Source organism: Steroidobacter cummioxidans (assembly GCF_003104955.1).
Window position 1 is genome coordinate 75,952 of the sequence record NZ_LSRW01000044.1, and the last position, 24,369, is coordinate 100,320.

At 61.2% G+C, this 24,369-nt stretch carries 23 protein-coding genes and 4 tRNA genes; 7 read left to right on the forward strand and 20 right to left on the reverse strand.

Annotation, left to right across the window (positions count from 1 at the left end):
• Positions 1–23 precede the first annotated feature (23 nt).
• Together D0550_RS20660 and D0550_RS20665 are read left to right on the forward strand one after the other, a co-directional pair.
• Positions 24–572 (forward strand): DUF2076 domain-containing protein, encoded by a 549-nt coding sequence (locus tag D0550_RS20660; protein WP_116811083.1) that lies wholly within the window; start codon positions 24–26, stop codon positions 570–572.
• A gap of 94 nt (positions 573–666) precedes the next feature.
• A complete protein-coding gene (locus tag D0550_RS20665; RefSeq protein WP_116811084.1) occupies positions 667–2,214 on the forward strand; it encodes a TerC family protein in 1,548 nt (515 codons plus the stop codon).
• Positions 2,215–2,219: 5 nt separating this feature from the next.
• On the opposite strand, the gene D0550_RS20670 is transcribed toward D0550_RS20665, so the two are convergent.
• Positions 2,220–3,707, reverse strand: coding sequence for a hypothetical protein (locus D0550_RS20670; RefSeq protein ID WP_116811085.1), 1,488 nt, complete (start codon positions 3,705–3,707; stop codon positions 2,220–2,222).
• A 500-nt stretch (positions 3,708–4,207) separates the two neighbouring features.
• On the opposite strand from D0550_RS20670, the gene D0550_RS20680 reads away from it, so the two are divergent.
• Positions 4,208–4,816 (forward strand): hypothetical protein, encoded by a 609-nt coding sequence (locus tag D0550_RS20680; RefSeq protein WP_153067250.1) that lies wholly within the window; start codon positions 4,208–4,210, stop codon positions 4,814–4,816.
• Between the two features lie 10 nt (positions 4,817–4,826).
• On the opposite strand, the gene D0550_RS34945 is transcribed toward D0550_RS20680, so the two are convergent.
• The 10 genes from D0550_RS34945 to D0550_RS20730 form a co-directional block, all read right to left on the reverse strand.
• Positions 4,827–5,174, reverse strand: coding sequence for a hypothetical protein (locus D0550_RS34945; protein WP_161965951.1), 348 nt, complete (start codon positions 5,172–5,174; stop codon positions 4,827–4,829).
• A gap of 135 nt (positions 5,175–5,309) precedes the next feature.
• Positions 5,310–6,668: a COG4315 family predicted lipoprotein gene (locus tag D0550_RS20690; protein WP_161965952.1), complete on the reverse strand. Its 1,359-nt coding sequence runs from the start codon at positions 6,666–6,668 to the stop codon at positions 5,310–5,312.
• Between the two features lie 387 nt (positions 6,669–7,055).
• Positions 7,056–7,132: transfer RNA gene (locus D0550_RS20695), tRNA-Asp, on the reverse strand.
• 58 nt (positions 7,133–7,190) lie between these two features.
• Positions 7,191–7,265, reverse strand: a tRNA-Val gene (locus D0550_RS20700).
• A gap of 86 nt (positions 7,266–7,351) precedes the next feature.
• Positions 7,352–7,624 carry an HU family DNA-binding protein gene (locus D0550_RS20705; RefSeq protein ID WP_116811090.1) on the reverse strand — a complete coding sequence of 91 codons (273 nt, stop codon included), beginning with the start codon at positions 7,622–7,624 and terminating at the stop codon, positions 7,352–7,354.
• Positions 7,625–7,816: 192 nt separating this feature from the next.
• The gene (lon, locus tag D0550_RS20710; RefSeq protein WP_116811127.1) at positions 7,817–10,168 is read right to left on the reverse strand and encodes an endopeptidase La; all 2,352 of its coding nucleotides are present in this window, start codon (positions 10,166–10,168) and stop codon (positions 7,817–7,819) included.
• Positions 10,169–10,525: 357 nt separating this feature from the next.
• The gene (gene clpX / locus D0550_RS20715; protein WP_116811091.1) at positions 10,526–11,842 is read right to left on the reverse strand and encodes an ATP-dependent Clp protease ATP-binding subunit ClpX; all 1,317 of its coding nucleotides are present in this window, start codon (positions 11,840–11,842) and stop codon (positions 10,526–10,528) included.
• Between the two features lie 247 nt (positions 11,843–12,089).
• The gene (gene clpP / locus D0550_RS20720) at positions 12,090–12,719 is read right to left on the reverse strand and encodes an ATP-dependent Clp endopeptidase proteolytic subunit ClpP (protein ID WP_116811092.1); all 630 of its coding nucleotides are present in this window, start codon (positions 12,717–12,719) and stop codon (positions 12,090–12,092) included.
• 115 nt (positions 12,720–12,834) lie between these two features.
• Positions 12,835–14,127, reverse strand: coding sequence for a trigger factor (gene tig / locus D0550_RS20725; RefSeq protein ID WP_116811093.1), 1,293 nt, complete (start codon positions 14,125–14,127; stop codon positions 12,835–12,837).
• 70 nt (positions 14,128–14,197) lie between these two features.
• Positions 14,198–14,282 (reverse strand) — tRNA-Leu (locus D0550_RS20730).
• Positions 14,283–14,587: 305 nt separating this feature from the next.
• Between D0550_RS20730 and D0550_RS20735 the strand changes: the two genes are divergently transcribed.
• The gene (locus D0550_RS20735) at positions 14,588–16,168 is read left to right on the forward strand and encodes a chitinase (protein WP_206606436.1); all 1,581 of its coding nucleotides are present in this window, start codon (positions 14,588–14,590) and stop codon (positions 16,166–16,168) included.
• A 67-nt stretch (positions 16,169–16,235) separates the two neighbouring features.
• Here the strand turns inward: D0550_RS20735 and D0550_RS20740 are convergent, their stop codons facing one another.
• Genes D0550_RS20740 through D0550_RS20755 form a run of 5 tightly spaced genes read right to left on the reverse strand, consistent with a single transcriptional unit; the run spans position 16,236 to position 19,814 of the window.
• On the reverse strand, positions 16,236–17,126 hold the full coding sequence (locus D0550_RS20740) for a dienelactone hydrolase family protein (RefSeq protein ID WP_116811095.1): 891 nt from the start codon (positions 17,124–17,126) through the stop codon (positions 16,236–16,238).
• Between the two features lie 53 nt (positions 17,127–17,179).
• Positions 17,180–17,332, reverse strand: coding sequence for a hypothetical protein (locus D0550_RS34950; protein ID WP_161965953.1), 153 nt, complete (start codon positions 17,330–17,332; stop codon positions 17,180–17,182).
• A gap of 38 nt (positions 17,333–17,370) precedes the next feature.
• Complete coding sequence (locus tag D0550_RS20745; protein ID WP_116811096.1) at positions 17,371–18,393, reverse strand: sulfate ABC transporter substrate-binding protein; 1,023 nt, start codon at positions 18,391–18,393, stop codon at positions 17,371–17,373.
• A 49-nt stretch (positions 18,394–18,442) separates the two neighbouring features.
• The gene (locus D0550_RS20750; protein ID WP_116811097.1) at positions 18,443–19,582 is read right to left on the reverse strand and encodes an amidohydrolase family protein; all 1,140 of its coding nucleotides are present in this window, start codon (positions 19,580–19,582) and stop codon (positions 18,443–18,445) included.
• Positions 19,583–19,586: 4 nt separating this feature from the next.
• Positions 19,587–19,814 carry a hypothetical protein gene (locus D0550_RS20755; RefSeq protein WP_116811098.1) on the reverse strand — a complete coding sequence of 76 codons (228 nt, stop codon included), beginning with the start codon at positions 19,812–19,814 and terminating at the stop codon, positions 19,587–19,589.
• A gap of 184 nt (positions 19,815–19,998) precedes the next feature.
• Here D0550_RS20755 and D0550_RS20760 point away from each other — a divergent pair, with 184 nt between their 5' ends.
• Both D0550_RS20760 and D0550_RS20765 read left to right on the forward strand, forming a co-directional pair.
• Positions 19,999–20,748, forward strand: coding sequence for a sulfite exporter TauE/SafE family protein (locus D0550_RS20760; RefSeq protein ID WP_116811099.1), 750 nt, complete (start codon positions 19,999–20,001; stop codon positions 20,746–20,748).
• A 162-nt stretch (positions 20,749–20,910) separates the two neighbouring features.
• Positions 20,911–20,987, forward strand: a tRNA-Pro gene (locus D0550_RS20765).
• A 398-nt stretch (positions 20,988–21,385) separates the two neighbouring features.
• On the opposite strand, the gene D0550_RS20770 is transcribed toward D0550_RS20765, so the two are convergent.
• The 3 genes from D0550_RS20770 to D0550_RS20780 form a co-directional block, all read right to left on the reverse strand.
• Positions 21,386–21,703 carry a hypothetical protein gene (locus D0550_RS20770; protein ID WP_153067251.1) on the reverse strand — a complete coding sequence of 106 codons (318 nt, stop codon included), beginning with the start codon at positions 21,701–21,703 and terminating at the stop codon, positions 21,386–21,388.
• A gap of 91 nt (positions 21,704–21,794) precedes the next feature.
• On the reverse strand, positions 21,795–22,202 hold the full coding sequence (locus D0550_RS20775) for a hypothetical protein (protein WP_116811101.1): 408 nt from the start codon (positions 22,200–22,202) through the stop codon (positions 21,795–21,797).
• A 136-nt stretch (positions 22,203–22,338) separates the two neighbouring features.
• Complete coding sequence (locus D0550_RS20780; RefSeq protein WP_116811102.1) at positions 22,339–22,551, reverse strand: hypothetical protein; 213 nt, start codon at positions 22,549–22,551, stop codon at positions 22,339–22,341.
• Positions 22,552–23,133: 582 nt separating this feature from the next.
• On the opposite strand from D0550_RS20780, the gene D0550_RS20785 reads away from it, so the two are divergent.
• Complete coding sequence (locus D0550_RS20785; protein WP_116811103.1) at positions 23,134–23,619, forward strand: hypothetical protein; 486 nt, start codon at positions 23,134–23,136, stop codon at positions 23,617–23,619.
• 117 nt (positions 23,620–23,736) lie between these two features.
• Here D0550_RS20785 and D0550_RS20790 read toward each other — a convergent pair whose 3' ends face one another.
• Complete coding sequence (locus tag D0550_RS20790) at positions 23,737–24,177, reverse strand: DUF2382 domain-containing protein (protein ID WP_206606437.1); 441 nt, start codon at positions 24,175–24,177, stop codon at positions 23,737–23,739.
• Positions 24,178–24,369: the final 192 nt, after the last annotated feature.

Sequence of the window (24,369 nt, forward strand, 5' to 3'; positions counted from 1 at the left end):
CTCACCTTACGAAGAGGTCTGCTATGGAAAACCAGGATCAACAAATCATCCAGGGCTTGTTCACCCGGCTGGGTGAAGTAGAACGGCAAGCGCCGCCGCGCGACGCAGCCGCCGAAGCTTTGATCAAACAACGCATCACCGAGCAGCCCGCCGCGCCCTATTTCATGGCGCAGACCATCGTGATGCAGGAACAAGCACTCCAACACGCGCAGGCGAAGATCGAAGACCTGGAGCGCCAGGCCCGAGAGCGCCCGGCAGGTGGCGGCTTGTTCGGCGGTCTGTTCGGCGGCGGACAGAGCAACCGCCAGCCGACTCGCACACTCGCTGCCAACGCACGTCCTGCCGCACCGATGCAACCTGGTCAGTCCGGTGGCTTCCTCGCCGGCGCGGCGCAGACCGCGATGGGCGTCGCCGGTGGCGTGTTACTCGGTAACGCCATCGCTGGCATGTTCGCCGGCGATGCGAAAGCAAGTGAAGCTGCGCCAGCAGAGTCTGCCGATGAGCCCGCGGCGGACGAAGGCAGCGGCTTCGACGACGGCTTCGGCGACGACTTCGGCGGTGGCGACTTCTGATCGACAGCGACTCTCATCCGGGCGGCGGTGAGCCATCGCCGCCCGTTGCGAGCAACATTAGAACTGCGTCGACATCCCGCCGCGGAGTTTCCCGATGACGTTGGAATGGCTGGTCGATCCAGCCGCTTGGGCCGGTCTTGCGACCCTGGTCCTGTTAGAGATTGTCCTGGGCATCGACAATCTGATCTTCATCGCCATCCTGGCGGATAAACTTCCCGAACAGCAACGCAATCGCGCGCGTCTGGTCGGTCTGTCGCTGGCGCTGCTGATGCGTCTGGTACTGCTGGCCTCGATCTCGTGGCTGGTCACGCTGACCGAGCCGTTGTTCGAGGTGTTCGGCAGCGACATTTCCTGGCGCGATCTCATTCTCATCCTCGGTGGCTTGTTTCTATTGTTCAAGGGCACCCTGGAGCTGCACGAGCGCCTGGAAGGCGGCCCGGTTGCCGCGACCGGCAGCCCTATTCACGCCGTGTACTGGCAGGTGATCGCTCAGATCGTCGTGCTCGACGCCGTGTTCTCGCTCGACAGCGTCATCACCGCCGTCGGCATGGTCGGCGAGTTGTCCATCATGGTGATCGCAGTCATCGTCGCTATGGGAGTGATGATGCTGGCAAGCCGCCCGTTGATGGCATTCGTGAGCCGTCATCCGACCGTGGTGGTGCTGTGCTTGGGATTCCTGCTGATGATCGGCTTCAGTCTGATCGTGGAAGGTCTCGGTTTCCACATTCCGAAAGGCTATCTGTACGCCGCCATCGGTTTCTCCATTCTCATCGAAGCGGCCAATCAGCTCGGACGTCGCAATCTCGCGCGGCGAGTGACCATGTCGGACGCGCGCGATCGGACTGCGCAAGCGGTGCTGCGAATCCTCAGGGGCGGCAAAAATACGTCGGTCACATCGGAAGAGGTGGCGGCCATCGTTTCATCCGGCGGCCCCGAGCCCGCGTTCACCGCCGATGAGAGCTCGATGATCGAAAGAGTGTTGCGACTGTCGGACCGACCGGTGCGCTCGATCATGATTCCACGCGTGGATACGGTGTGGCTGGACATCGACGACGCGCCGGAGCAGCTGTTGCAACAGCTCTACGACAGCGGCCATTCGCGTTTTCCAGTGTGCCGCGACCAGGACACCGTGCTCGGCATCGTGCACGCCAAGGATCTGCTGCGTCAGCAGGAACCGGGCGATCACTGGGATCTGCGCTCGGCGCTGCGAGCCCCGCTGTTCGTGACCGAAGCGATGCCGGTGCTGAAGCTCCTCGAAGAATTCAAGAAATCCCCGGTGCACCTGGCCATCGTGGTCGACGAACACGACGCGTTCAAAGGCATCGTCACACCCGCCGACATCCTCGCGGCCATCGCCGGTCACCTGCCGGAGATTCTCGGCGCGCAGGACCTGGCGCGCGCTGCTGCGGAACCTGGCGTCTGGATGCTGCATGGTCGCGCGCGAATCGATCAGGTCGAGACCCGTCTGGCAGTGACCGGCATGCAGGTCGATCCTGACTTCGCCACGCTCGGCGGCTTCCTGCTGCATCAACTCGGTCATCTGCCGGGACCGGGCGAAGGCTACGACTGGAACGGCTGGCGGTTCGAAGTGCTCGACCTCGACGGACAACGTGTCGGCAACGTGCGCGCCATTCGCTTATGAGCGCCCTACTCGGCACCTGCTGCTTCGAGCCGCGTCTGCACGCTCTGTAGCAGCTCTAGCGCTCTGTCGGTGTGCTCTCCAGGATGAGGACTGTAAGCAAGCGGAGCCAACGTCTGCACGGCATCGCCGAAGCGCTCATCTGCAATCATCTGTTGAGCGACGAGCCAACGCGTGGACGCGTCAAAGGGCGCGAGCTCCAACGCCCACTCCAGGCCGTCGATGGCATTCTTGGTCGGCAGCTCGCCCTGTTTCGTATAGCCGAGATAGAACCACACCAGCGGAATCGGATGATCGTTTTCAACCTTGTTGGCTCGCACGAATTGGCTGCGGACGTCCTTCCAGGATTCCTTCGGTAGCGCCCCGCTCTGCACCTTGCGCGCGAGCGCATAACCTTTCTGCAGGTGCGCGTTGATCTGTTGCGGATCGATGGCGACAGCCCGGTCGGCTGCGTCGATTGCGGCGTCGTCATTGCCCGCGTCGAACTCCGCTTCGGCCAGCGCTGCCTGCACGGTCGGGTCGTCCGGATGACGGGCGGCGATCTTGCGAGCCTCGACCACGAGGCGCTTGGCCTCTTCGGCGCCGACGCCCACCTTCGATTCGATGATGACCGGCATCATCTGCGCTTCGGCGGGACGCAGCTTGCGTACCGCGACCGGACCGATACTGAGCGAACTTTGGCCGACCATCAGTATGTTGACGTTGCGCCGCCTGAGATAAGCCTCCATGTCCCTGTTGAGCCGATCGAGATCGCCAAACGCAGCTTCAGCCGCGTCGAGCGCCGAGCGGCCCGTGGCCAGCAACTGGCTATATTTCGGCAGTTGCCCGGCCCGCTCGGGCGTCATCTGCAGGTAATGGAACAACACCCAGCTCTGGCCATAAAACGAGTCATAGCTCTGTTTCGAGCCCACCCCACCATCGAAGTCGAGCAGCCGGCGGATCGGTACCGGGCGGCCATAACTCAGCTCCATGGCTCGATAGTACGGCGGCGCGCCGAGCCCGACGCTGCCGTCCGGCTTGAAGCGCACGCCGGCGAAAAACTCCGCGAACCCCTCGACAAACCAACGCGGGTAAGCCCGATGCGTGTTGGTCTGCATGAAATGATGCGCGTATTCGTGATAGAGAACGGTTTCGCCCGTCAGGTCGCTTTTCGACGCGCCTTTCAACTTTGGAATCACAGCAACGGATCCGCCGGCGCGAGGAATATAGATGCCGGCGAGGTAGCGATTGTTGGTCCCTACCACCTCGCGAACCTGGGCGCGATCGGATACGACGAAAATCGTCACCCGATTGGATGGGCTGGGCTTGGCCTTTTCTTGCTTGTAGACCCACGCCATGGCCGCGTGAAAGCGCTCCAGGCGCGCGGCGAAATCTGTGACCGACTTCTCCTTCTGATCACTGTAGATGACAAAGTGATCACTACTCGCCTCCAGCCATTCGGCTTGCGCAGTCGCGCCCACAATGAACATAAGAAACACGAGCGCCAGCACGCGCATAGGCAAGTCCTCCCTTGGGCGCAGAGGCTATGTGAACAGGTGCCGGCCACGCAATAGAGCGCGGGATCGACGCTGTCGGTGACCGCGCAAGCGAGCGGTCACCGCCCGTCCGATCAGATGCCCTGAGCGGCGCGCAGGCATCACCCAGGCCTGTCACGGTGCCGGAGCGAGCTCATATCCATACACGGTTACACCGCCGCTTGTGACATTACCGAGCACAGCGCCATTCGCCGTGAACGCTTGCCGGAGCGGTAGCTGCCCCGGAAAGCGCTCGATCAGTTGACTTGTGCATCGCGGCAAAACTCTCGTTGGAACATTCCATCGCACTGCCTGATACTCAGGCCATTCGGCACGCTCATCTCATCTACCGCATTGAGCGGCATGAAACACACATCGGACGAGTCACTCCGGCGCCTATTGAAATATTCTTTTGATCGGCTCGAAATGGCACCGAACGATATCGCGATGATGCTCAGGTTATTCGCAGGAGAACGCGCATCATGCCAGGTCGAATTGGACCAGAATCACCACAGCGGGGATCTTTTGGGGACGAAGCCGACCAGTTGCGACAGGTGCTTGCCGACGCGGAAGAACTGCTGAGAAAAACCAGCAGCACCAGTTCAGACACTGCCCACTCGAGATCGGAACGATTGCAGAGCGCCACCGAGGCCGCGCTGTCGTGGCTCGAATCTCTGTTACGCAGCAGCGGCGACCCAGCCGGGCCTGGCGCCGATCATGCGACCCGGCTGGCAAGGCAAACCATGGAGGCCATTGCCCTGGCTGAAAAATCGCGATTGAGAAGCTATGAGTGGCTGTCCTTGGGGTTGTTCCTGTGCCTCGGCTATACCCTGCTTGTGGTGTTGCCTCGAGCCGAGCTGACTTTGTTCGATGCCTTTACCCTGCTCCTCAGCTTGGGGATGGGGATCGCCATGTTCTGCTACGAGAGAGCATCTGCCAATGGCTACTTGCGTATAGGTGAGACGCTAGGGAAAACATATGACCATTTCTACCAGAGCCCGAACGGAAACGCCCAGCTACACGCCCAGCCTCAATCTCGACCCATCGGCTCCCCCGGCACAGTTGCCAGCAGTATCGACTCCCCAACCTGATCCTCGCTGGCTACAGCACGTACGACAGTTGGCGGATGTCACGCTCGGCTTCTTTCGGCTGGGACGCTCCCTGGCCAGGTTCAAACTCACAATGGCGGCGGCCGGTTTCGCGTTCCTCGGTATCGGAGGTTTCATCTCGATAACGCAGCAAGTCAGTGGGTTCACGGCACACGCCCTGCTGGCTGGGCCGGGCATCGCAGAAGTCGTCGGTTGCGGCGTGATTCTGCTCGCTTTTGTCGGAGCCAACGTCTATGTCGTCAGGCAGACAGCGCAGAGAAGCGAACGCATGATGGAGCTTGCCGCCGATCCTGCTACGCCCGCTGACGCACGCAAAGTCTTTCTGGAGATACTCGTGCAAGACGCACGACGTTAGATCATGCGCTCGCGCACCTGGCGTACTCGAGCGTTACCTGCAATTGCGCCGCGCGGTCGTGACCACTGCACGACCGCTTGATCCAATGAGTCTGACCCACCGTCACCAGGGGCTCCCTGGTCAGCGGCCAGTCACTTCCTTCAACGCCCTACCCATCGCGTTGTGGCGATAGTCGTCGCGCACCCAGAAGGCCTTGAAGCCGTTGCGGGCACCGTTGAACTCACCGTAGTTGTCGCCGTTGGCATCGCCCGGGCGCTCGTCCCCACCGTAGGTGTAAACGGGGCGATCGCGATATGCCCACACGGAAATAGCGCCGCTTTGACCTTGTGTCGCACGCTTGCCGGTGTTCGGATCGATGCTGATCACCGTCCACAGCGAGCTATCCGCCTTCGCGCCGGGCTGGGCTTTCACATACGGGAAAGTCTCCTGGCACACCTTCGGATCGAAGTTTCCGCAGATCGCAAGACGATACTGTTGCGGCGAGTCCGGGTGATCGCATGACTGCTGGTCGAGCGCGTCGTCGTTGCAGTGATAGAGATAAATCGTCTTGCCGTTCGCATCCGCAAGCACCTGGCCGATGCGCGAGTCTTGCAGCGTGAATTCAGACGGCGGCGAATAAGCGCGCTGAGTGAAGACGTTGTGCCAGCCCGGATTGTCGCTACCGGTCATGCTGCGAGTCTGCTTTTCGAGCCGATAGGTGTAGAGCGGCTTACCGCGGAACGCCCATTGCCCCACACCGGGAGAGCGCTCGACGATGGTCCATTCGCCGTGAGGCTTCGCGATCTGCGGAGCAGCCACCGGCTCCCACAGTTTCAGGCACTCGGCATTGCAATTGGATTTGTTCGGAGCATCCGCGTCGGAGCTGTAGACCGAATATCCCTTGCTCGTTATCACCATGTGGCCGGTGCGAAACGGCACGATATCCAGCTCGGGCGGCACGTCGGCCGGCGGGCCCACCGGAAAGCGCACGGCGCCTTGCTCACCCACGATGATGGCTTTGGTGCCGCCGAGCACATCGCCCGGCTCACGGTCGAGATCCGAGCTGTAGACGGGCAAGCCTTCGTAGGCCCATTGCGTCTGGCCATTCTTGCGCTTGATGATGGTCCACTTGCCGACGGGCTTGGCGTCAGCAGGCGCCAGCTTCGGCGGCCACCGCTGCTCGCAGCTGCGGCGCTTCTCGTATTCAGGCAGCAGGAAGCCTGGCGGGTACGGGCTCATGAGCCCCGACGTTTCCTTATAAACAGTGTCGTCACAGGTAGAAACACCGCTCTTCGCCCGATCGCCGAGGCTGCCGTTGCGCAAGCCCTGCTGTGGCCAGACGTAAAGGGTCATGCCCTTCTCATCCGCAAACACGGGCCCTTCCAGTTCCGTCGGCATGACCTTGATGCCGGGCGGCAGTGGCATCGGCACCCAAGCCTCACGCTCGGTGTTGGCTTTGGATTGCCAAAAAGGCTCGATGGGTAGCTCTGCCCGGCTCACCCCAGTCGCCAACAGTAAGGCGACTCCAACAGTCACCTTCGCCGAGCGGCGAAACCGTTGCCGAAATGAGCTCGATGGCGCATGAACGCCCCCTGCAGATTGGTATTGCCTTAGCATGTAAGCCTTTATTGTCTGTCGCGAATCAACCAAGTTGTCACCGCAACGCGCGCAGTACGTACGCGCAGTGATTGGCAGAAACGTAGCCGACAGTCGGAGGCAATTCAAACCAGCTTGAAGCGCATCGGCGCGAATTTTTCGCGCGATTTTCTGGTGGAATTTGCAAGCCCGAGCGAGTGCGGGCAGGAAGCAAGGAAGGCAGTGACAGTGGGCTGAGCAATCGCCACCGCGTGTTACTCGTCGGTGGCGAAACAAACATCACAAAGGAACTGGCGGAGCGGACGGGACTCGAACCCGCGACCCCCGGCGTGACAGGCCGGTATTCTAACCAGCTGAACTACCGCTCCAGCCGCTAGAACCTTTGCAATGCTTCGACCCTTACGGGTGCAACTCTTGTCAGGGAGTTGGTGGGTGCTGAGGGGATCGAACCCCCGACATTCGCTGTGTAAGAGCGACGCTCTACCGCTGAGCTAAGCACCCGTTCGTACTATCAGTACTCGCGTAACCCGCTCAATCAGAACCCAGATGACCGAGTGGCTGGTTAAGCCCCCCGTTTCGAAGGCGCGCTAATTTACAGCATCCTTCAGCGCCTTACCAGCTTTGAATCCAGGAACTTTTGTCGCTGGGATTTCGATCGGCTCGTTGGTGCGCGGATTACGACCGGTGCGGGCCGCACGGGCCTTCACTACGAACGTGCCGAAGCCGAGCAGCGACACGGAGTCGCCGGCCTTCAGCGCGCCTGTGACGGCATCGAAAACCGCATCGACGGCACGCGTGGCCTCGGCCTTCTGCAGGCCCGTCTTGGTGCTCACGGCGTCGATCAGTTCCGCTTTGTTCATATCCGGTTTCCTTCTTGTAGAAAGCCTCGCCCCCGACGACCACATCAGGAACGGGGGCGCGTTATAGCAGCGCGCGGCGGAGAAAGGAAGCGCGATGCCGCGAATGCTGTCGGGTAATTTTAGACGGTTGTCAGGCCGAAGCGGGCCGGAATCATGCAATTTGTTTGATTCCGGCCCTCGTGTCGGACCTTGTCAATGCGCTCTGGGCTGCTTGTTAGCGCGCTTGGCGACGCGCCGCGCACGCGGTTTGTCATTGCCGCGCGACGGCTCTGGAGCGGCCGAGATCGGTGCAGGCATGTGTTTGAGTGCTACCTGCAACACCTCGTCGATCCACTTCACCGGCTTGATCTCCAGACTGTCCTTGATGTTCTGCGGAATCTCCGCCAGGTCCTTGGTGTTGTCGTCCGGGATCAATACCGTGCGAATGCCGCCGCGGTGCGCAGCGAGTAACTTTTCCTTGAGTCCGCCGATCGGCAGCACCTGTCCGCGCAGAGTAATTTCGCCCGTCATGGCGACATCCGAGCGCACCGGCACCTTGGTGAGCGCCGAGACCAGCGCCGTGCACATGCCGATACCCGCGCTCGGGCCATCCTTCGGCGTCGCGCCTTCCGGCACGTGAATGTGCACGTCGACCTTCTGGTAGAAGTCCGGGTCGAGACCCAGCACGGCTGCGCGGCTGCGTACGACGGTCATGGCGGCCTGAATGGACTCCTGCATCACCTCGCCAAGCTGACCGGTGTGCGTGAGCTTGCCCTTACCGGCAACGATCGCGGACTCGATGGTCAGCAGCTCGCCGCCCACTTCGGTCCAGGCAAGACCCGTCACCTGGCCGATGTGATCCTGCTCCTCGGCACGACCATAGCGGAAGCGACGCACGCCGAGATACTTCGACAGATTCTTCGGCGTGATCGAGATGTGGTCCGGCTCGCCCTTGGTGAGCAACTGCTTCACAGCCTTGCGGCACAGCTTCGACACTTCGCGCTCGAGGTTGCGAACACCGGCCTCGCGCGTGTAGTAGCGAATGATGTCGATGATGGTGCTCTCGGAAACCTTCAGCTCGTTTTCCTTCAAGCCGTTCTGTTTCATCTGCTTCGGCAGCAGGTAACGCTGCGCGATGGCGGCCTTCTCGTCTTCGGTGTAGCCCGGCAGACGAATGACTTCCATGCGATCCAGCAGCGGCGCCGGAATGTTCAGGCTGTTCGCGGTACACACGAACATCACTTCGGACAGATCGAAGTCCACTTCCAGGTAGTGATCGGCGAACGTCGAGTTCTGCTCCGGATCGAGCACCTCGAGCAGCGCCGATGACGGATCGCCACGGAAGTCCATGGCCATCTTGTCGATCTCGTCCAGCAGGAACAGCGGATTGTGCACGCCGGTCTTGACCATGTTCTGAATGATCTTGCCCGGCATGGAGCCGATGTACGTGCGGCGGTGACCGCGAATCTCCGCTTCGTCACGCACACCACCGAGCGACATGCGCACGAACTTGCGATTCGTGGAACGCGCGATCGACTGACCCAGCGACGTCTTGCCGACGCCCGGTGGACCGACCAGACACAGGATCGGACCTTTCAGCGTCTTCACGCGCTGCTGGACGGCGAGGTATTCGACGATGCGCTCCTTCACCTTCTCCAGCCCGTAGTGATCCTCGTCGAGCACTTTCTCGGCGAGGTTGATGTCGTTGTGCACCTTGGTCTTCTTTTTCCAAGGCGCCTTCACCAGCCAGTCGACGTAGTTGCGCACCACCGTGGCTTCGGCGGACATGGGCGACATAAGCTTCAGCTTGTTCAGCTCGCTCATCGCCTTGTCGCGCGCTTCCTTCGGCATGCCGGCCTTCTGAATGCGCTGCTCGAGCTCGGCGAGCTCGTTCGGCGCGTCCTCGATTTCGCCGAGCTCCTTCTGAATGGCCTTCATCTGCTCATTCAGGTAGTACTCGCGCTGGCTCTTCTCCATCTGCTGCTTGACGCGGCCGCGGATGCGCTTCTCGATCTGCAGTACATCCATCTCGCCTTCGATCAGCGCGAGGATGTGCTCGAGACGCTTGCGCACGTCCTGGATCTCCAGAACCTTCTGCTTGGCGTCGAGCTTGAGCGACATGTGCGCGGCGACGTTGTCCGCGAGGCGGCCCGGCTGTTCGATGCCCGCAAGCGCAGTAAGCACTTCAGGCGGCACCTTGCGATTGAGCTTCACGTACTGCTCGAACTGCGAGGTGACCGAGCGCGCGAGCACATCCATCTCGCGCTCGTCGTATTGCTCGATGTCTTTGAACGGGCTGATGTCGGCTGAGAAATACTGGCCGGTGACCAGCTTCTCGATCTTGGCGCGCTCGGCGCCTTCGACCAGCACCTTCACGGTGCCATCGGGCAGTTTCAACAACTGCAGAATGGTCGCAACCGTACCGAGGCGGTACAGGTCTTGTGCGCTTGGGTCGTCGACGTCGGCCTGCTTCTGCGCCACCAGCAAAATCTGCTTGCCGGAACGCATGGCCTGATCGAGGGCGAGAATGGATTTCTCACGGCCGACGAACAGCGGAATGACCATGTGCGGATAAACGACGACATCGCGCAACGGCAGGACGGGCAGCGCCGCCGGCGGAGTCTTGTCGGATTCGGGAGCGTCAGGGATATCGGTGCTCACGCGCTTTACCTTGTAGTGAGCGCCGGCACTGAGCTACCGGCGCCGCAAAAAAGAAAGATCAGGTCGAACCGAAAATACCGGAAGCGCAGCAGCCCTGCTAGTTCTGTGCCACGCAAATGCCCTCGGGTTTTCCGATGTATGGAAAAACTGTGAGGCGGTGCGTGTCGCGACGAACGCGAATTACAGGGTTGGGCTGATTGCGCCCGATTTTACTGAGAGACGCCCACCGCCCCGCCTACGAAGCGGTGGGTCGTTTGCTATTTAGTGATCGCTGCCGGTGGGCCGGCGCTCTTCGACCGCCGCGAGACGGCCGTCGTCGGCGTTGCCGTACAGCACATACGGCTTGCTCTCTCCGAGGATGACCTGCTCGTCGACCACAACCTTCTGCACGTTGCGCAGTGACGGCAATTCATACATGGTTTCGAGCAGCACATTCTCCAGAATGGTGCGCAGACCGCGCGCGCCGGTCTTCCGTTGCATGGCCTTTTTCGCCACCGCCTTGAGCGCGTCGGTACGGAATTCCAGCTCCACGCCTTCCATGTCGAACAGCTTGCGATACTGCTTGCTGAGCGCGTTCTTGGGCTCGAGCAGGATGGACACCAGCGCGGCCTCATCCAGCTCATCGAGCGTCGCCACCACCGGCAGACGGCCGACGAATTCCGGAATCAGGCCGAACTTGATCAAATCCTCGGGCTCGACGTCATGGAATACGTCGGAGCCGTGCGGACGCTCGGAGGTCTGACGAACATCGGCGGTGAAACCGATGCCGGTCTTCTGCGTGCGGTTCATGATGATCTTTTCCAGACCCGCGAACGCGCCACCGCAAATGAACAGGATGTTGCTCGTGTCCACCTGCAGGAATTCCTGCTGCGGATGTTTGCGACCACCCTGCGGCGGCACCGAGGCGATCGTGCCTTCGATGAGCTTCAGCAGTGCCTGCTGCACGCCCTCGCCCGACACGTCACGGGTGATCGACGGGTTGTCGGACTTGCGCGAGATCTTGTCGATTTCGTCGATGTAGACGATACCGGTCTGCGCCTTCTCGACGTCGTAATCGCATTTCTGCAGCAGCTTCTGAATGATGTTCTCGACATCCTCGCCGACGTAACCGGCTTCGGTCAGCGTCGTGGCGTCGGCAATCGTGAACGGCACATTGAGCAGGCGAGCGAGCGTCTCGGCGAGCAGCGTCTTGCCGCAGCCCGTCGGGCCGATCAGCAGGATGTTGCTCTTGGCGAGCTCGACTTCGTCTTTGGCGCGCGCTTCCGAGGTCTTGGTCTGCAGTCGCTTGTAGTGGTTGTACACGGCCACCGACAACACCTTCTTGGCGCGCGGCTGACCGATCACATACTCGTCGAGGACCTTTTTGATCTCGTGCGGGCGCGGCAGTTTGTCGCGTGTGCGCTCGGCGCGTTCTTCGAGCTCTTCACGAATGATGTCGTTACAGAGCTCCACGCACTCGTCGCAGACGAACACCGACGGGCCGGCGATCAGCTTGCGTACCTCGTGTTGGCTCTTGCCGCAGAACGAGCAGTACAGAAGCTTGCCGTCGTCGTGTTTGCCGCGGGAATCGTCGGACATGCATTACCCTCGAAAACCGGGACGAATCAGACTCTTCTCGCCGTCCCAGCGTGTTACGAAATCGCGTCACGGTCGCGACACTATTGCGTCCGGGCTATATAGCACGCGCCGCCACCAGGCTGCAAAGACGCCCTTTCCGGCCTTTTTGCAGGGTTCTCCCCCGTTGGGGAGAGCAGGGAAACCCCCACCCGGTGCGCCTCTACCCGACCCTTCATGAGGCCGTCGGAGGCCGCCTTCAATAGGCCCTTTAGCGACCGGCTGCCGCGGCTACCGCCAGCGCCGGCTCGCCCCGCTTTTCCATCACGCGGTCGATCAACCCGTAGCCGACCGCCGCCTCGCCGCCCATGAAGTTGTCACGGTCGGTGTCCTTGCTGATGCGCTCGACTGTCTGGCCGGTGTGCTTGGACAGAATACGGTTGAGACGCTCGCGAGTTTCCAACACCTCGCGCGCATGGATGTCGATATCCGAGGCCTGACCCTGAAAGCCGGCCAGCGGCTGGTGGATCATCATGCGCGAGTGCGGCAAAGCGTAGCGCTTGCCCTTGGCACCGCCCGCCAGCAGCACGGCGCCCATGCTGGCCGCCTGGCCGACGCACATGGTGCTCACGTCCGGCTTGATGAACTGCATGGTGTCATAAATGGACAATCCGGCGCTGACCGAGCCGCCCGGCGAGTTGATGTACAGCGAAATGTCCTTGTCCGGATTTTCCGATTCCAGGAACAGCAGCTGCGCCACCACCAGGTTGGCCATGTGGTCCTCGATCGGGCCCACGATGAAAATCACGCGCTCCTTCAGCAGCCGCGAGTAGATGTCATAAGCGCGTTCGCCGCGAGCGGTCTGCTCGACGACCATCGGGACAAGATTCATGGTGGCCATCTATGAGTGCTGACTTTCAGTAGTGATGGGAACGTGAGAGCAGTGTGTGGGGGTTAGTTTAGAAGAGGCAAGTGCCCCTGCAAAAGCGACCGCCGCACGCTGCTCCCGCCCTGAATTAGGCGCCGAAATTCATGATTTCCTTGAAAGTCGACGGCTTGTCGGCCACCTGAGCGCGCTGCGTGAGCCAGTCGATCACCTGATCTTCGAGCACGGCCGCTTCCATCTGCCGACGGAACTGCGGGTTGGAGCGGTACTGCTGCAGGGCCTGCCCCTGGTCCGGATACTGCGCGGCGAGCTCCTCGAAGCGCGTCTGCACCTGGGCCTGGTCGACCTGGATGTTGGCGTTACGGATGATCTCGCCGATCAGCAGCGACAGGGCCACGCGGCGGCGCGCCGGGTCCTGGAAGCCGTCCGGCGGCGGAATCTGCGAGGCATCGCGGGCGCCCATGCGACGGGCGGCGTCGAGCTGCAGCTCGCGCACCTGGGCGTCGACCATGGACTTCGGCAACTCGATCGGATTGGAATCGAGCAGGCCGTCCAGAATCTGCTTCTTGACGCGCGCCTTGATCGCTTCGCCCAGCTCGCGCTCCATGTTCTCCTGCACTTCGGAGCGCAGACGCTCGATGCCGCCCTCTTCGACGCCATAGATCTTGGCGAACTCGTCGTTCAGCTCGGGCAGCTGGCGCTCTTCGACTTTGTGCACGGTGACGGCAAATTTGGCCTGTTTACCGGCCAGATTGGCGGCGTAGTTGGCCGGGAAGGTCAGCTCGATGTCCTTCTTGTCGCCCGCTTTGGCACCGCGCAGACCGGCTTCGAAATCGGCCAGCATGCGGCCCGCGCCCAGATCGACCGGGAAGCTCTCGGCCTTGCCGCCTTCGAACGGCGTGCCGTCGATGGTGCCTTCGAAATCGATGGTGACGCGGTCGGTGTCCTGGGCTGCGCGCTCCACTTCCGCGTAGCTCGGGCGCTGCTCGCGCAGGTTCTGAATCATGGCATCCACGTCAGCGGTGCTGACCGTGGCGGCCGGACGCTCGACATTCAGGCTCTCGACGCCTTTGATCTCGATCTGCGGCAGAACCTCGAAGATCGCGCGGTATTTGAGGTCCGCGCCCTGCTCGAGGTTGATCGGCTCGATGCGCGGGCCACCGGCCGGCGTCAGCTTTTCCTGCACAACCGCTTCGTTGAACGTGCTCTGCATGACATCGCCCAGCACTTCCTGACGGACCTGCTGGCCGAACTGCTGGCGCACCACCTTGACGGGCACTTTGCCCGGGCGGAACCCCTTCAGACGCACCGTGCGGCTCATGCGCTGCAGCCGCTCGTCGACGGCCTTTTCGACGCGTTCGGCCGGAACCTGCACTTCCATCCGGCGCTCCAGGGCGCCGGTCGATTCAACTGAAACCTGCATGGTCGAAACCTGCCTCAAGTCAGGAATTGAGTAATGTCTGCGGCGCCCGCCTCGATCCGAAGGCGCCTGTTGGTGCGAAAGGAGGGACTCGAACCCTCACGGGGTTACCCACTGGAACCTAAATCCAGCGCGTCTACCAGTTCCGCCACTTTCGCAATCCGTCCCCCGCGACTCCTTACCCATACACATATATATGAGCCAGAGCCTTGGGCCGGCCGGCTTTTGGCCGACCCGCCCTCGCGGGGGCCGCGGAGTATACCCGAGCGGCCTTAGCTCTTCGAGAACGCCGGAGAACCGGGCTGGCTGGAGGCCGGTCCGGGCCCCGCCCGCCCCCGTCGCCAATTGACCTCAACCCCGCCTGCATCTGTGGGCGGAACGATCGCGAACATCCCCTGGCGTGGCACTGACGCCTGCGCAGCCCTTCGGCGCACGCCTGCGCCGATCCCAATCGAGGATGTTCATGAACCCATCACTTGCTCACAACCGTCAATGGTTGTTGTCGCTGCTGTTGCTGGCGGCGATGACATTGTTCTGCTCGGTGTCTCAGGCGCAATCGATTCCCGCTTGGGCGCCGAACACCGCGTATGCAGTCAACTCGAAGGTCACTTATCAAGGAACGATCTATCAGTGCCGTCAGGCGCACACCTCCATCGTCACGTGGGAACCGATCAACACGCCAGCGCTGTGGCTCAACATCGGTGCCGACACTGGCGGCGGTGGCAATGGGGGCGATACTCAGGCGCCCACTGCGCCGACGAATGTGAGAATCACGGGCACGACGTCATCGAGTGTTTCGCTCGCCTGGGATGCATCGAGCGACAACGTCGGTGTGACTCGTTACGACATCGTTCAGAATGCAACGACGCTGACAGGCAGTGCTGCGACGACGTTTACATCGACTGGGTTGTCACCGAGCACCACATACACCTATTCCGTCCGCGCGCGCGACGCTGCGGGCAACTTGTCTGCTCCGAGCAATCAAGTCAGCGCGACGACGCTGCCGAATAACAATGGCGGTGGCGGCGGCGGGCCGGTGCCGGGTCGCACGTTCGTTGGTTATTGGCACAACTTCGAGAACGGCTCGGGGTTCATCAAACTGCGCGATGTGTCGCGCGACTTCGATGTGGTCAATCTCTCCTTCGCCGAATCGGCGCCCGGCAGCCGCTCGCTGATTCAGTTCGTTCCGGATACGCGCACCTCCGCAGCGGAGATCCAGTCGGACGTGGCCCAGCTGAAGCGCGAAGGTAAGAAAGTCCTGCTGTCGATCGGCGGCGCGAATACGACCGTTGAATTAAATACTGAAGCCGACAAGCAAAACTTCATCAACTCGGTCGCGGGCATCGTGACTCAGTACGGACTGAACGGCATCGACATCGATTTCGAGGGCAGTTCGCTGAGCTTGAACGCGGGCGACCTGGATTTCCGTGCGCCCACGACGCCGAAGGTCATCAACTTGATCTCGGCACTGCGCACGCTGAAGTCACGCTTTGGCAGCGATTTCATCCTGTCGATGGCTCCGGAAACGTTCTATGTGCAAGTGGGCTTCCAGGCTTACGGAGGCGCGGCAGGCGCGTATTTGCCAGTGATCCACGGCGTGCGCGACATTCTGAATTTCATTCACGTGCAGCACTACAACACCGGCACGGTGCTGGGTCTCGATGGCGTGGCTTACGCTTCCGCGACTGCCGATTTCCAAGTGGCCATGGCGGAAATGCTGATGATCGGCTTCCCGGTCGCGGGCAATCCGGATCGCTTCTTTCCGCCGCTGCGGGAGGATCAAGTGATGATCGGCCTGCCCTCCTCGCCCCAAGCGGCCGGTAGTGGCTACACGCCGCCAGCCGAGGTGGCCAAGGCCATCAACTATCTCGTTCGAGGCCAATCGTATGGCGGGCGTTACGTGCTCCGACGCGCGAGTGGCTACAACAACTTTCGAGGCGTGATGACGTTTTCGATCAACTGGGATCGATTCAATGGCTTCGTGTTCTCACGCGGCGTGAGGCCAGCGTTGAATTCGCTGCCGGCGACGACAGCGGCACGATAGCGCTGAGGTGACTTCCGGTGGCCTGCGTCGCCTGGATTGGGCGGCGCAGGTCACCGATGACTGCGGGTTAGGACGCGCGCAGATTTTCCTTGAAGAAATCCATCGTGCGCTTCCACGCCAGATCCGCCGCTTCCTTGTCATAGCGCGGGGTCGTGTCGTTGTTGAACCCGTGCTGCGTGCCCGGATAGATGTACGCTTGGTACTTCACGCCGGCCGCCTTCAGTGCCGCTTCCGACGCGGTCCACGCCGCATTGATGCGCTCATCCGTTTCTGCAAATTGCAGCAACAACGGCGCCTTGATCTTGCCCGCCTCTGCCGGCTCGGGCGGCGTGCCGTAGAACGGTACCGCTGCGGCGAGATCGGGCAAGCGAGTGGCGAGGAAATTGGCAACACCGCCGCCATAGCAGAACCCCGTGACGCCGACCTTGCCCGTGCCCTGGGGCAACTTCTTCAGATACTCGGCGGCCGCAACGAAATCCTCGCGCGTTTTCGCCTGATCCAACTTCTGGAACTGCTCGCGCGCCTTGTCCTCGTCGCCGGGATAGCCGCCGAGAGGGAACAATGCGTCCGGTGCGAACGCGATGAAGTTCTCGAGCGCAACGCGCCGGGTCACGTCCTCGATGTGCGGATTGAGACCCCGGTTTTCGTGCACTACCAGCACCGTGGGCAGCTTGCCCTTCGCCGACGCCGGCTTCACCAGATATCCGCGCAACTTTCCATACCCCGGCGCGGGAATCTCAACGTACTCGGCCTTGATCCGCTTGTCCGTCGGCGCGATCTGCTGGGCTTCGGCGAACCTCGGATTGAGCGCATCGAGAATCGCCGCGCCGCTCATGCCGGCGACCGCGAACGCGGAAGCGCCGTCGATGAACTCACGCCGCGAGATCGCGCCGTGCACGTATTTGTCGAACAGCTTCCAGACTTCTGGCGGAAATTTTTGTGCTTCTTTGTTGCTCATGTTGCTGCCTTCACCTCGTGGGCTGAATCCCTCGCGACGTTCTATAGCACAACTCAGCGCCGACCCGCCGCCCGAGCATTTTTCTGCTGCTCGACCAGGACCTTGGGCGCAATCTTGGTGAGCTTGCCGCCTTCGGCCTCATAATTTTGCACGCCGACCCGGTGCCCCGTCGCCTGAATACGTTTGCACCGACTGGCTGACGACATTTGCACGCCGCCCCTCGGCGGCAGGTGCGCCTCGCGCGTCAGGTTGTGGGCGAGTAGATCTTGTCGAACACGCCGCCGTCGGCGAAATGCGTGGTCTGCGCCTTGGTCCAGCCGCCGAAGTCCGCGATGGTCACCAGCGTGCCGATCTTCGGGAATGTCTTGCCATACTTGGCGAGGATTTCCGGATTGGTCGGGCGATAGTAATTCTTCGCTGCTACTTCCTGACCAGCGTCGGCGTACAGGTATTCCAAGTAGGCCTTCGCCACCGCGCTCGTGCCGTGCCGCTCGGCATTCCTATCGACCACTGCAACCGGCGGCTCTGCCAGCACGCTGACCGAGGGCGCGACGATGTCGAACTTGTCGGCACCGAATTCCTTGAATGCAAGGAACGCTTCGTTCTCCCATGCGAGCAACACATCCCCAAGGCCGCGCTGAGCAAACGTCGTGGTCGAGCCACGAGCGCCGCTGTCCAGCACCGGCACATTCTTATAGAGCTTCTGCACGAAGGCCTGCGCGGTCGCCTCGTTACCACCGGGCTGCTTCATTGCCCAGCCCCATGCGGCCAAATAGTTCCAACGTGCGCCGCCCGACGTCTTCGGATTGGGCGTAATGACTGAAATGCCTGGCTTCACCAGGTCGTCCCAATCCTTGATGCCCTTCGGATTGCCTTTGCGCACCAGGAACACGATGGTCGACGTGTACGGCGAGCTGTTGTGCGGCAGACGAGCGGCCCAGTCGTTCGACAGCAATTTTCCATGCGAGGCGATGCCGTCGATGTCCGCAGCCAGCGCGAGCGTGACCACATCGGCCTGCAAGCCGTCGATCACCGAGCGCGCCTGCTTACCCGAGCCACCGTGCGATTGCTTGATTGTCACTTTGTCGCCGGTCTTCTTTTCCCAATAGGCGCTGAAGACCTTGTTGTACTCCTCGTAGAGCTCCCGCGTCGGGTCGTATGAAACATTGAGCAGATTGACGTTCTTCGCCTGGACGGGACCGCCCAGCAACGTGAGTGCCGCAGCCGCTGCGGCTAGCAGACAGCTATGAACGATACGGCGTGACATGGAAATTCTCCGGATGAGCAGTGTTGTGAATCTTACGACGCCACGACGCCTAGCTCAGTCCCTTGGCTGCGAGCAGTGCACGCGTGTTGTCGAAATAGATCGTTTGACGTTGCTCGGGCGTCAGCGTGGCATCTAGCGTCGCCAGCGCCGGCCCGACGTCACCGCGCTGCCCACCGCCAACGCCATAGTCAGTGCCAAAGAGAATGCGATCCGCGCCGATCTTGTCGCACGCGTAACGGACCCAGCCGGCATTGCGCACCGAGTACGGGCCCGTATCGATATAAATTCGACGCAGCTTCTGCAGCGGGTCCGCCACGCCATTGGCGCGTGCCGCCGGAATGATGCTGTCGAACAAATGGGTGAAGAATCCACCGAGCATGATGATCTCGACGCTCACATCCGGATATGCATCGAGAAAGTCGGTCAACCCGAGCGTGATGGCGCCCGCTGCGAGATGCGAGTTGCTGATGAGATTCCAACGAGCGTACGCCGTGTCGTCCGGCACCACCAAGGGCGGCTGTCCGGGAACACGATCGCTCGCTGGACCGCGATGAATAAAGAAATGACTATTGTGTTTCTGCGCCGTATCGAACAACGGCTTCAGCGTTCTCGCACCGGCCAGCGTGGCGAATGCGTTGAGTGGCAGCGAGCCGCCGATGAAACCAAGCTCACGATGTGCGCGCTCCAATTCCTGCGCAGCCCAGACGGGATCCGAAGCTGGCAACGCCGCCACGGCGAGAAAGCGCGGCCGATTCTTCACGACGACTTCGGCCAACTCGTCATTGAATGCACGATACAACGCGCGCTGCTCTTCGATCGGCAGGCTCGCATCAAATCCCAACGCGACCGTGTGCGTGAGCAATTGTCGCTGGATACCGTTCTGATCCAGATTGCGCAGACGTGCCTGAATGTCCGACGGCGCAAAGGCGCTTGGCCCGCCAATGGCGGATACGGTGGTGGCGTTGTCGAGCTGAATCGTCCCATCCGCGCCAGTAACCAATTTGGGCGGCTGAGCGCGCGTGGCGAGGAATTTCATTTCCGCCTGTGACACGTAGTGACTGTGCCAATCGACCAATGCGCGCGGCGCTGTCGATGCGTTCTCTGCCAATAGCGGACGTGTATGCAGGCCAGCAGAGACCGTAGCGGCGGTGGCGAACGCACCGCCGAGAAACAAACGTCGATTGAGCATTTTTTTAGATCAGCACACTCGCGCCGGCGGCGATGCCAGCCAAGGCGATGGCAGAAAGCACAAATTTGCCGAGCAACCCAGGGAGACTGACGGTCGGCTTGGTATCGAGCTGCGGCCATTTCTCGGCCGCCGCCTCCTCTCGCGCCTCCAAACGAAACTTATGCACGTAGCCATCGATTGGCACGCTGCCGCGATATTCGCGCGACGCGGATGCTGGCGTAAGCGACTGCATGAGAGTCTCGTCGGTGGAGAACGGACGGGGCAGTCTAGTCCTCACGGAGTCACGAAGGCAGTCGAGGGTCGGTTTTATTTTGGTCACCGCGCATTGTGCTTTGCATGAATTGCACTCGGCCTCAGGCCCCACCCATGGCAAGATGCGCAGCCCTCCAGCCGCGCTCGTGACGAGCAATCGTTGAATGCTCACGGATCCGACGTTTTATTTGCTCGCCATACCCGCCGTGATCCTGATGGGACTCGCGAAAGGCGGCTTCGCCGGCGTGGGCGCCATCGCCCTGCCCCTGCTCGCACTGCGAATCTCGCCCGTGCAGGCGGCGGCAATCCTGTTGCCAGTGCTCGTCGTCCAGGACGCGGTCGGTGTGTGGGCGTTTCGACGGAACTGGGATCGTGAGGTGCTGGCGCTGATGATCCCGTGGGCGATGGTCGGCATCGTCGCGGCTTATTTTCTGGCAGCGAAAGTCTCCGCAACCATCGTGCTCGCGGTCCTCGGCGCCATCTCGGTTGTGTTCGCCTGCTATCGACTGTGGATTTCTCGCGGCGGTCGCGTGCCGGTTTCCAGCAGTGCACCTCGCGCACTCGGCGCGATGCTTGGATTTGCCTCGGGCTTCACCTCGCAGGTCGCGCACGCCGGCCAACCGCCCTTCCAGATGTGGGTGCTGCCGAAGGGCCTGTCGCCTCCGGTGCTGGTGGGCACCACGGCGATCTTTTTCGCGGTGATCAATTTGTCCAAGGTTCCCGCTTACCTGGCACTGGGCCAGTTCACGCGCGAGAACTTGATGGCCGCGGCCGTGCTGACGCCGCTCGCGATCGCATCGACGTTGCTCGGGGTGTGGCTCGTCCGCCGCGTCGACGCTGAGCGATTCATCACGATCATTTACGTCTTGATGATCGTGGTCGGCGTGCAGCTGTTGTTCAAAGCGCTGGGTTGAATTTCCCGGCGTTGCCGCCCAACTCGCGCCGAAAGCGCGGCAAGCGCCTGGGCTGGCGCCAATCGGCCAGCCAGTATTTCTCTCGCGAGATCAATGACTTAACCGGCGCAACGCGGCTTGTAGTAGCGGCCTGACGCCAAGCTGGTAACATGCGCGTCCCGTCGGGGCATGGCGCAGTCTGGTAGCGCATCTGCTTTGGGAGCAGAGGGTCGCAGGTTCGAATCCTGCTGCCCCGACCAAGTCACCTTATAAATCAGTCACTTAGCCCGATTTGAACCTGCGGTTTTGCGGGGTTACCAAGTCATTTCGAGCATGCATGCGACTGGATAGCGACGCCGGCGCTTCGTCCACCCCAAATCCCACCTCGTAGTTCAATAACGACCTCGGCGCTCGTTGCCTCGAAGTTGCTTGGAGTCCAAGTTCAACTTGGCCGACAGGCGAATGGAGCCGCCACGGAGTCCGCACGACGACCGCCCTGTCAACTCGTAGCGTCACCCACGCTGATGAGATCGTGCGCGCGCCCGCGCCTGACGGCAGCGATTCAATGTGGCACCGGTATGTAATCTCCCAGGGCACGAACCCCATCGCGGCCTGCGAGCGCGCAAGCACGTCGACGTGTGCGGCCTCTCCAGCCGCATTACGGATGCGGCTTGCTGTTCCTGACCGCAGCTCTGCGAACTTGCTCCTCATGTACCTCGCCCATGGTCAGCTGAGTTTGCTTGGCAATCACTGCGAGGAGCAGATGATTCGACGCACGCGGCAGGCGCAATGCATGTAGCCGCTCCCAGACCTCGATGCGCTCCCGCGGATTTTTTGCAGGTGAGACCTGCGCTTCCAGCTCGCTATCTCGAAGGGCCACACGCTCTTGCTCGGCCCTTTGCACTTGCAGACGAAATTCAGCCACCGTGCCCGGCGCAGCGAAGGAAGACTCAAACGTTCGGCGAGAGGCTGTCATTGCTCGAGCCCTCCCACCGTACCGGCATATTCTGAAGTATTGCTCACAGTCATTTCCTCTATCTAGGGCGATGAAATCCAAACGACCTCGATCATTCCTCGCGCCCCAGGTTGAATTGCCGCGCGAATCGACAATCGACCGCGACACCTAAGCCGAGTTCGGTTGCTTTGTCGCGGATCGACGCAGGGTCGCGATGCAACTGAGCCGCGAGGTGCATTACGCACTCATCGGCATGTTGCCAGCTGCGTGCCGTCCGTCCGTGCAAGAAGGCTTTGAGCTGGATGACCTCACCCTTCCGCCACTCTCCTTGTGCCAGTACCGCGGCCTCTCGATTCAATTCCGCAGCCTCATCGCTGCGCCACGTTTGCGTCAGCACTTCGATGAAGGGTTGCGTAGATCCTCGCGCCACCAAATAGGCGTTTGCGTGGACGGTGATGAGAATGCAACGCCCGCTCTTTTGCTCATAGCCGTAGTCGCGCGGGCGAGCGTTGTCGGGCATTACTGCGGAATTCGAAGCGCATTCCCATCCGGGGCACCTACGAGCCACAAAACCATGATGGGAACAAACCAACCAGCAAGGCGGTCAATGCGCAGATCGTTCTCCGTGAACCGAGCCGATATGCAGTGTGCGCCCTTCAGTCGTCATTTGATAGGTAAATATGCCGACAGCGCTCCTCGCGGTCCCGAAGCGTCGCGAAGACCAGCAAAAGAAAAGAAAAGAAACGAAAAAAAAAACGGCAGCAGGCTGTGCGTAGGGCGCACAACCGCTCATCGTCGAACTTCAGCCAGCGCGCTTTGACAGTGCCGCGAAACTGCGCCCAGTTGCTCTCAGCCAATATCCAATTCATGTATTTTTCACCAGGTCATGAAAGGGTCGCGCACCTACTCCTATTCGCGCTCACTTGCTGAACCCCGAGGCATCAGGCGATAAGTCGTTGTAATCGCCGAATTTCCATTCCCGGCGCTCCCAATCCGACCGCTGGCAGCACGATTTCACTATCTATATGCCTCGACGAGGCGCACACTCTCGTACGCTCATCCCCCTCGATCGAGCGATTTTGCTGTGTCATCTTGCCCGCATGACAACCGGCGGCGCACAGCCTACCTACGACCCACCGCGGCGGAGTCTCTCGTGTCGCAGTTTTATTTGCCGCAGGACGTAGCGCTTCTTCGACCGGATCGCGACCTCCTCGCTGCATGCCTTCACGGCTCGACCACACAACAGGGATGGCATCGCCAGCCAGGCGGATCGATCTTTTGGGCCGTTACTGTCATTGAACCGATGTATCTCGGGAGCGGAGAGCTGCACGGCTATTCCCATGTGACTCGCTTTGCACAGGACCCTCGCGGCCGAGCTCCTGCAGAGGTCAGAGACGTTCCACGACAGTATTCAATATTTCAGGGCGCGATCGCAGCCGCGTGACAGTTCGATGTCGACCACTACGATCATTGCACTCCGAGAATCGCCCCAGTACGACGCGCGCCGCTTTCTTTGTCCCGTCACCACCTGGGAATTTCTGAGTGATCTTGGCCAGACCTTCGGCTGGCATCCCAGAGGCTCGACTTATGTGACGACTTCGAGGCAAAGAACACCGCCGCTGGCCATACGGCACAACTATCAACCTGGCGGCATTCAGGATTGCAAGCGAATCGAAGCAGACGACGCGACTGCGTGGGCAACTGCACTTGGCATCGCAAAGCGTTCTTCATATTTCAGCGGTATGCTCCGGGCGCACGCTGCTATTGTGCACTCCGCGGATGAGCCGTTGCGCGACATGGTGGATGAGTTCATCGACTTCGCGCGCGTCGGCGCGTTCGTGTTTTCCCTCAGCGCGGAACCAGACGGAATGGCTCATCCCTCGAATGGCGACAGGCGAGGCGAATCAAACGAGCGCGAGTCTGCGAAGCTCGATTGAGCCGCATCGAGCGATCCCTGCGCCTGACCTCGGCCGTGCAGGGCCTTGGATTGGCTTACATGCCCGAAGATCAGGCGCGGCCCTATCTCGCGAATAGACGGCTGCCGCAGACACTCTTCACCCGCTTTCGGATTGGTCGCAGAGGCATTGCGATATCGCGGCGGAACGCTGTTGCACCTTGACGCGCTCGTTGCGCAGAGTTACCTCTTCGCGCACGGGTTCCTCGACGACATAGGAGCGCACGCGCACTCCGCCCCTGTCGACTTCACGTTTCCCGACGCGCAGATGCCCTTCAGCGACCGGGATGGTCTGCTGGTCGCGTGAGGCATTTGTGTCGCGAAGGTCGGGGCTGCGCATCTCGGTCGCTTGGTCGGGCGCAGAAGTTTCGCTCGCTGCAATGGCACGAACCAGCGCAAGCCAGTCCCCTTCACTCACGGCAGCGATTCCCGGGTCTGCATAGAGCAGTTCGCCCAGTGTGATCGGGCCGGCCGGCATCTCACTCGTTTTTGATGTGGCATTCACGCCAGGCAGGGTGCGCGCATCGAGGCCTTCATGCAAGCAAAGGGCTCCGACTCCGGCTCATCATTCGTCGTAGTTACAAACTGCAACTCATGAATGCGCCAATTGTAAGAGCAACGGAGGAACGGAATCCGAGAGACACCTAGTCCGTTGATGGAGCAGGCACTCCTTAACCTCTGGCCTCACGCCACCTGCTTATTGACGAGAGAACCGGCGCCAACTCGGAAGGAA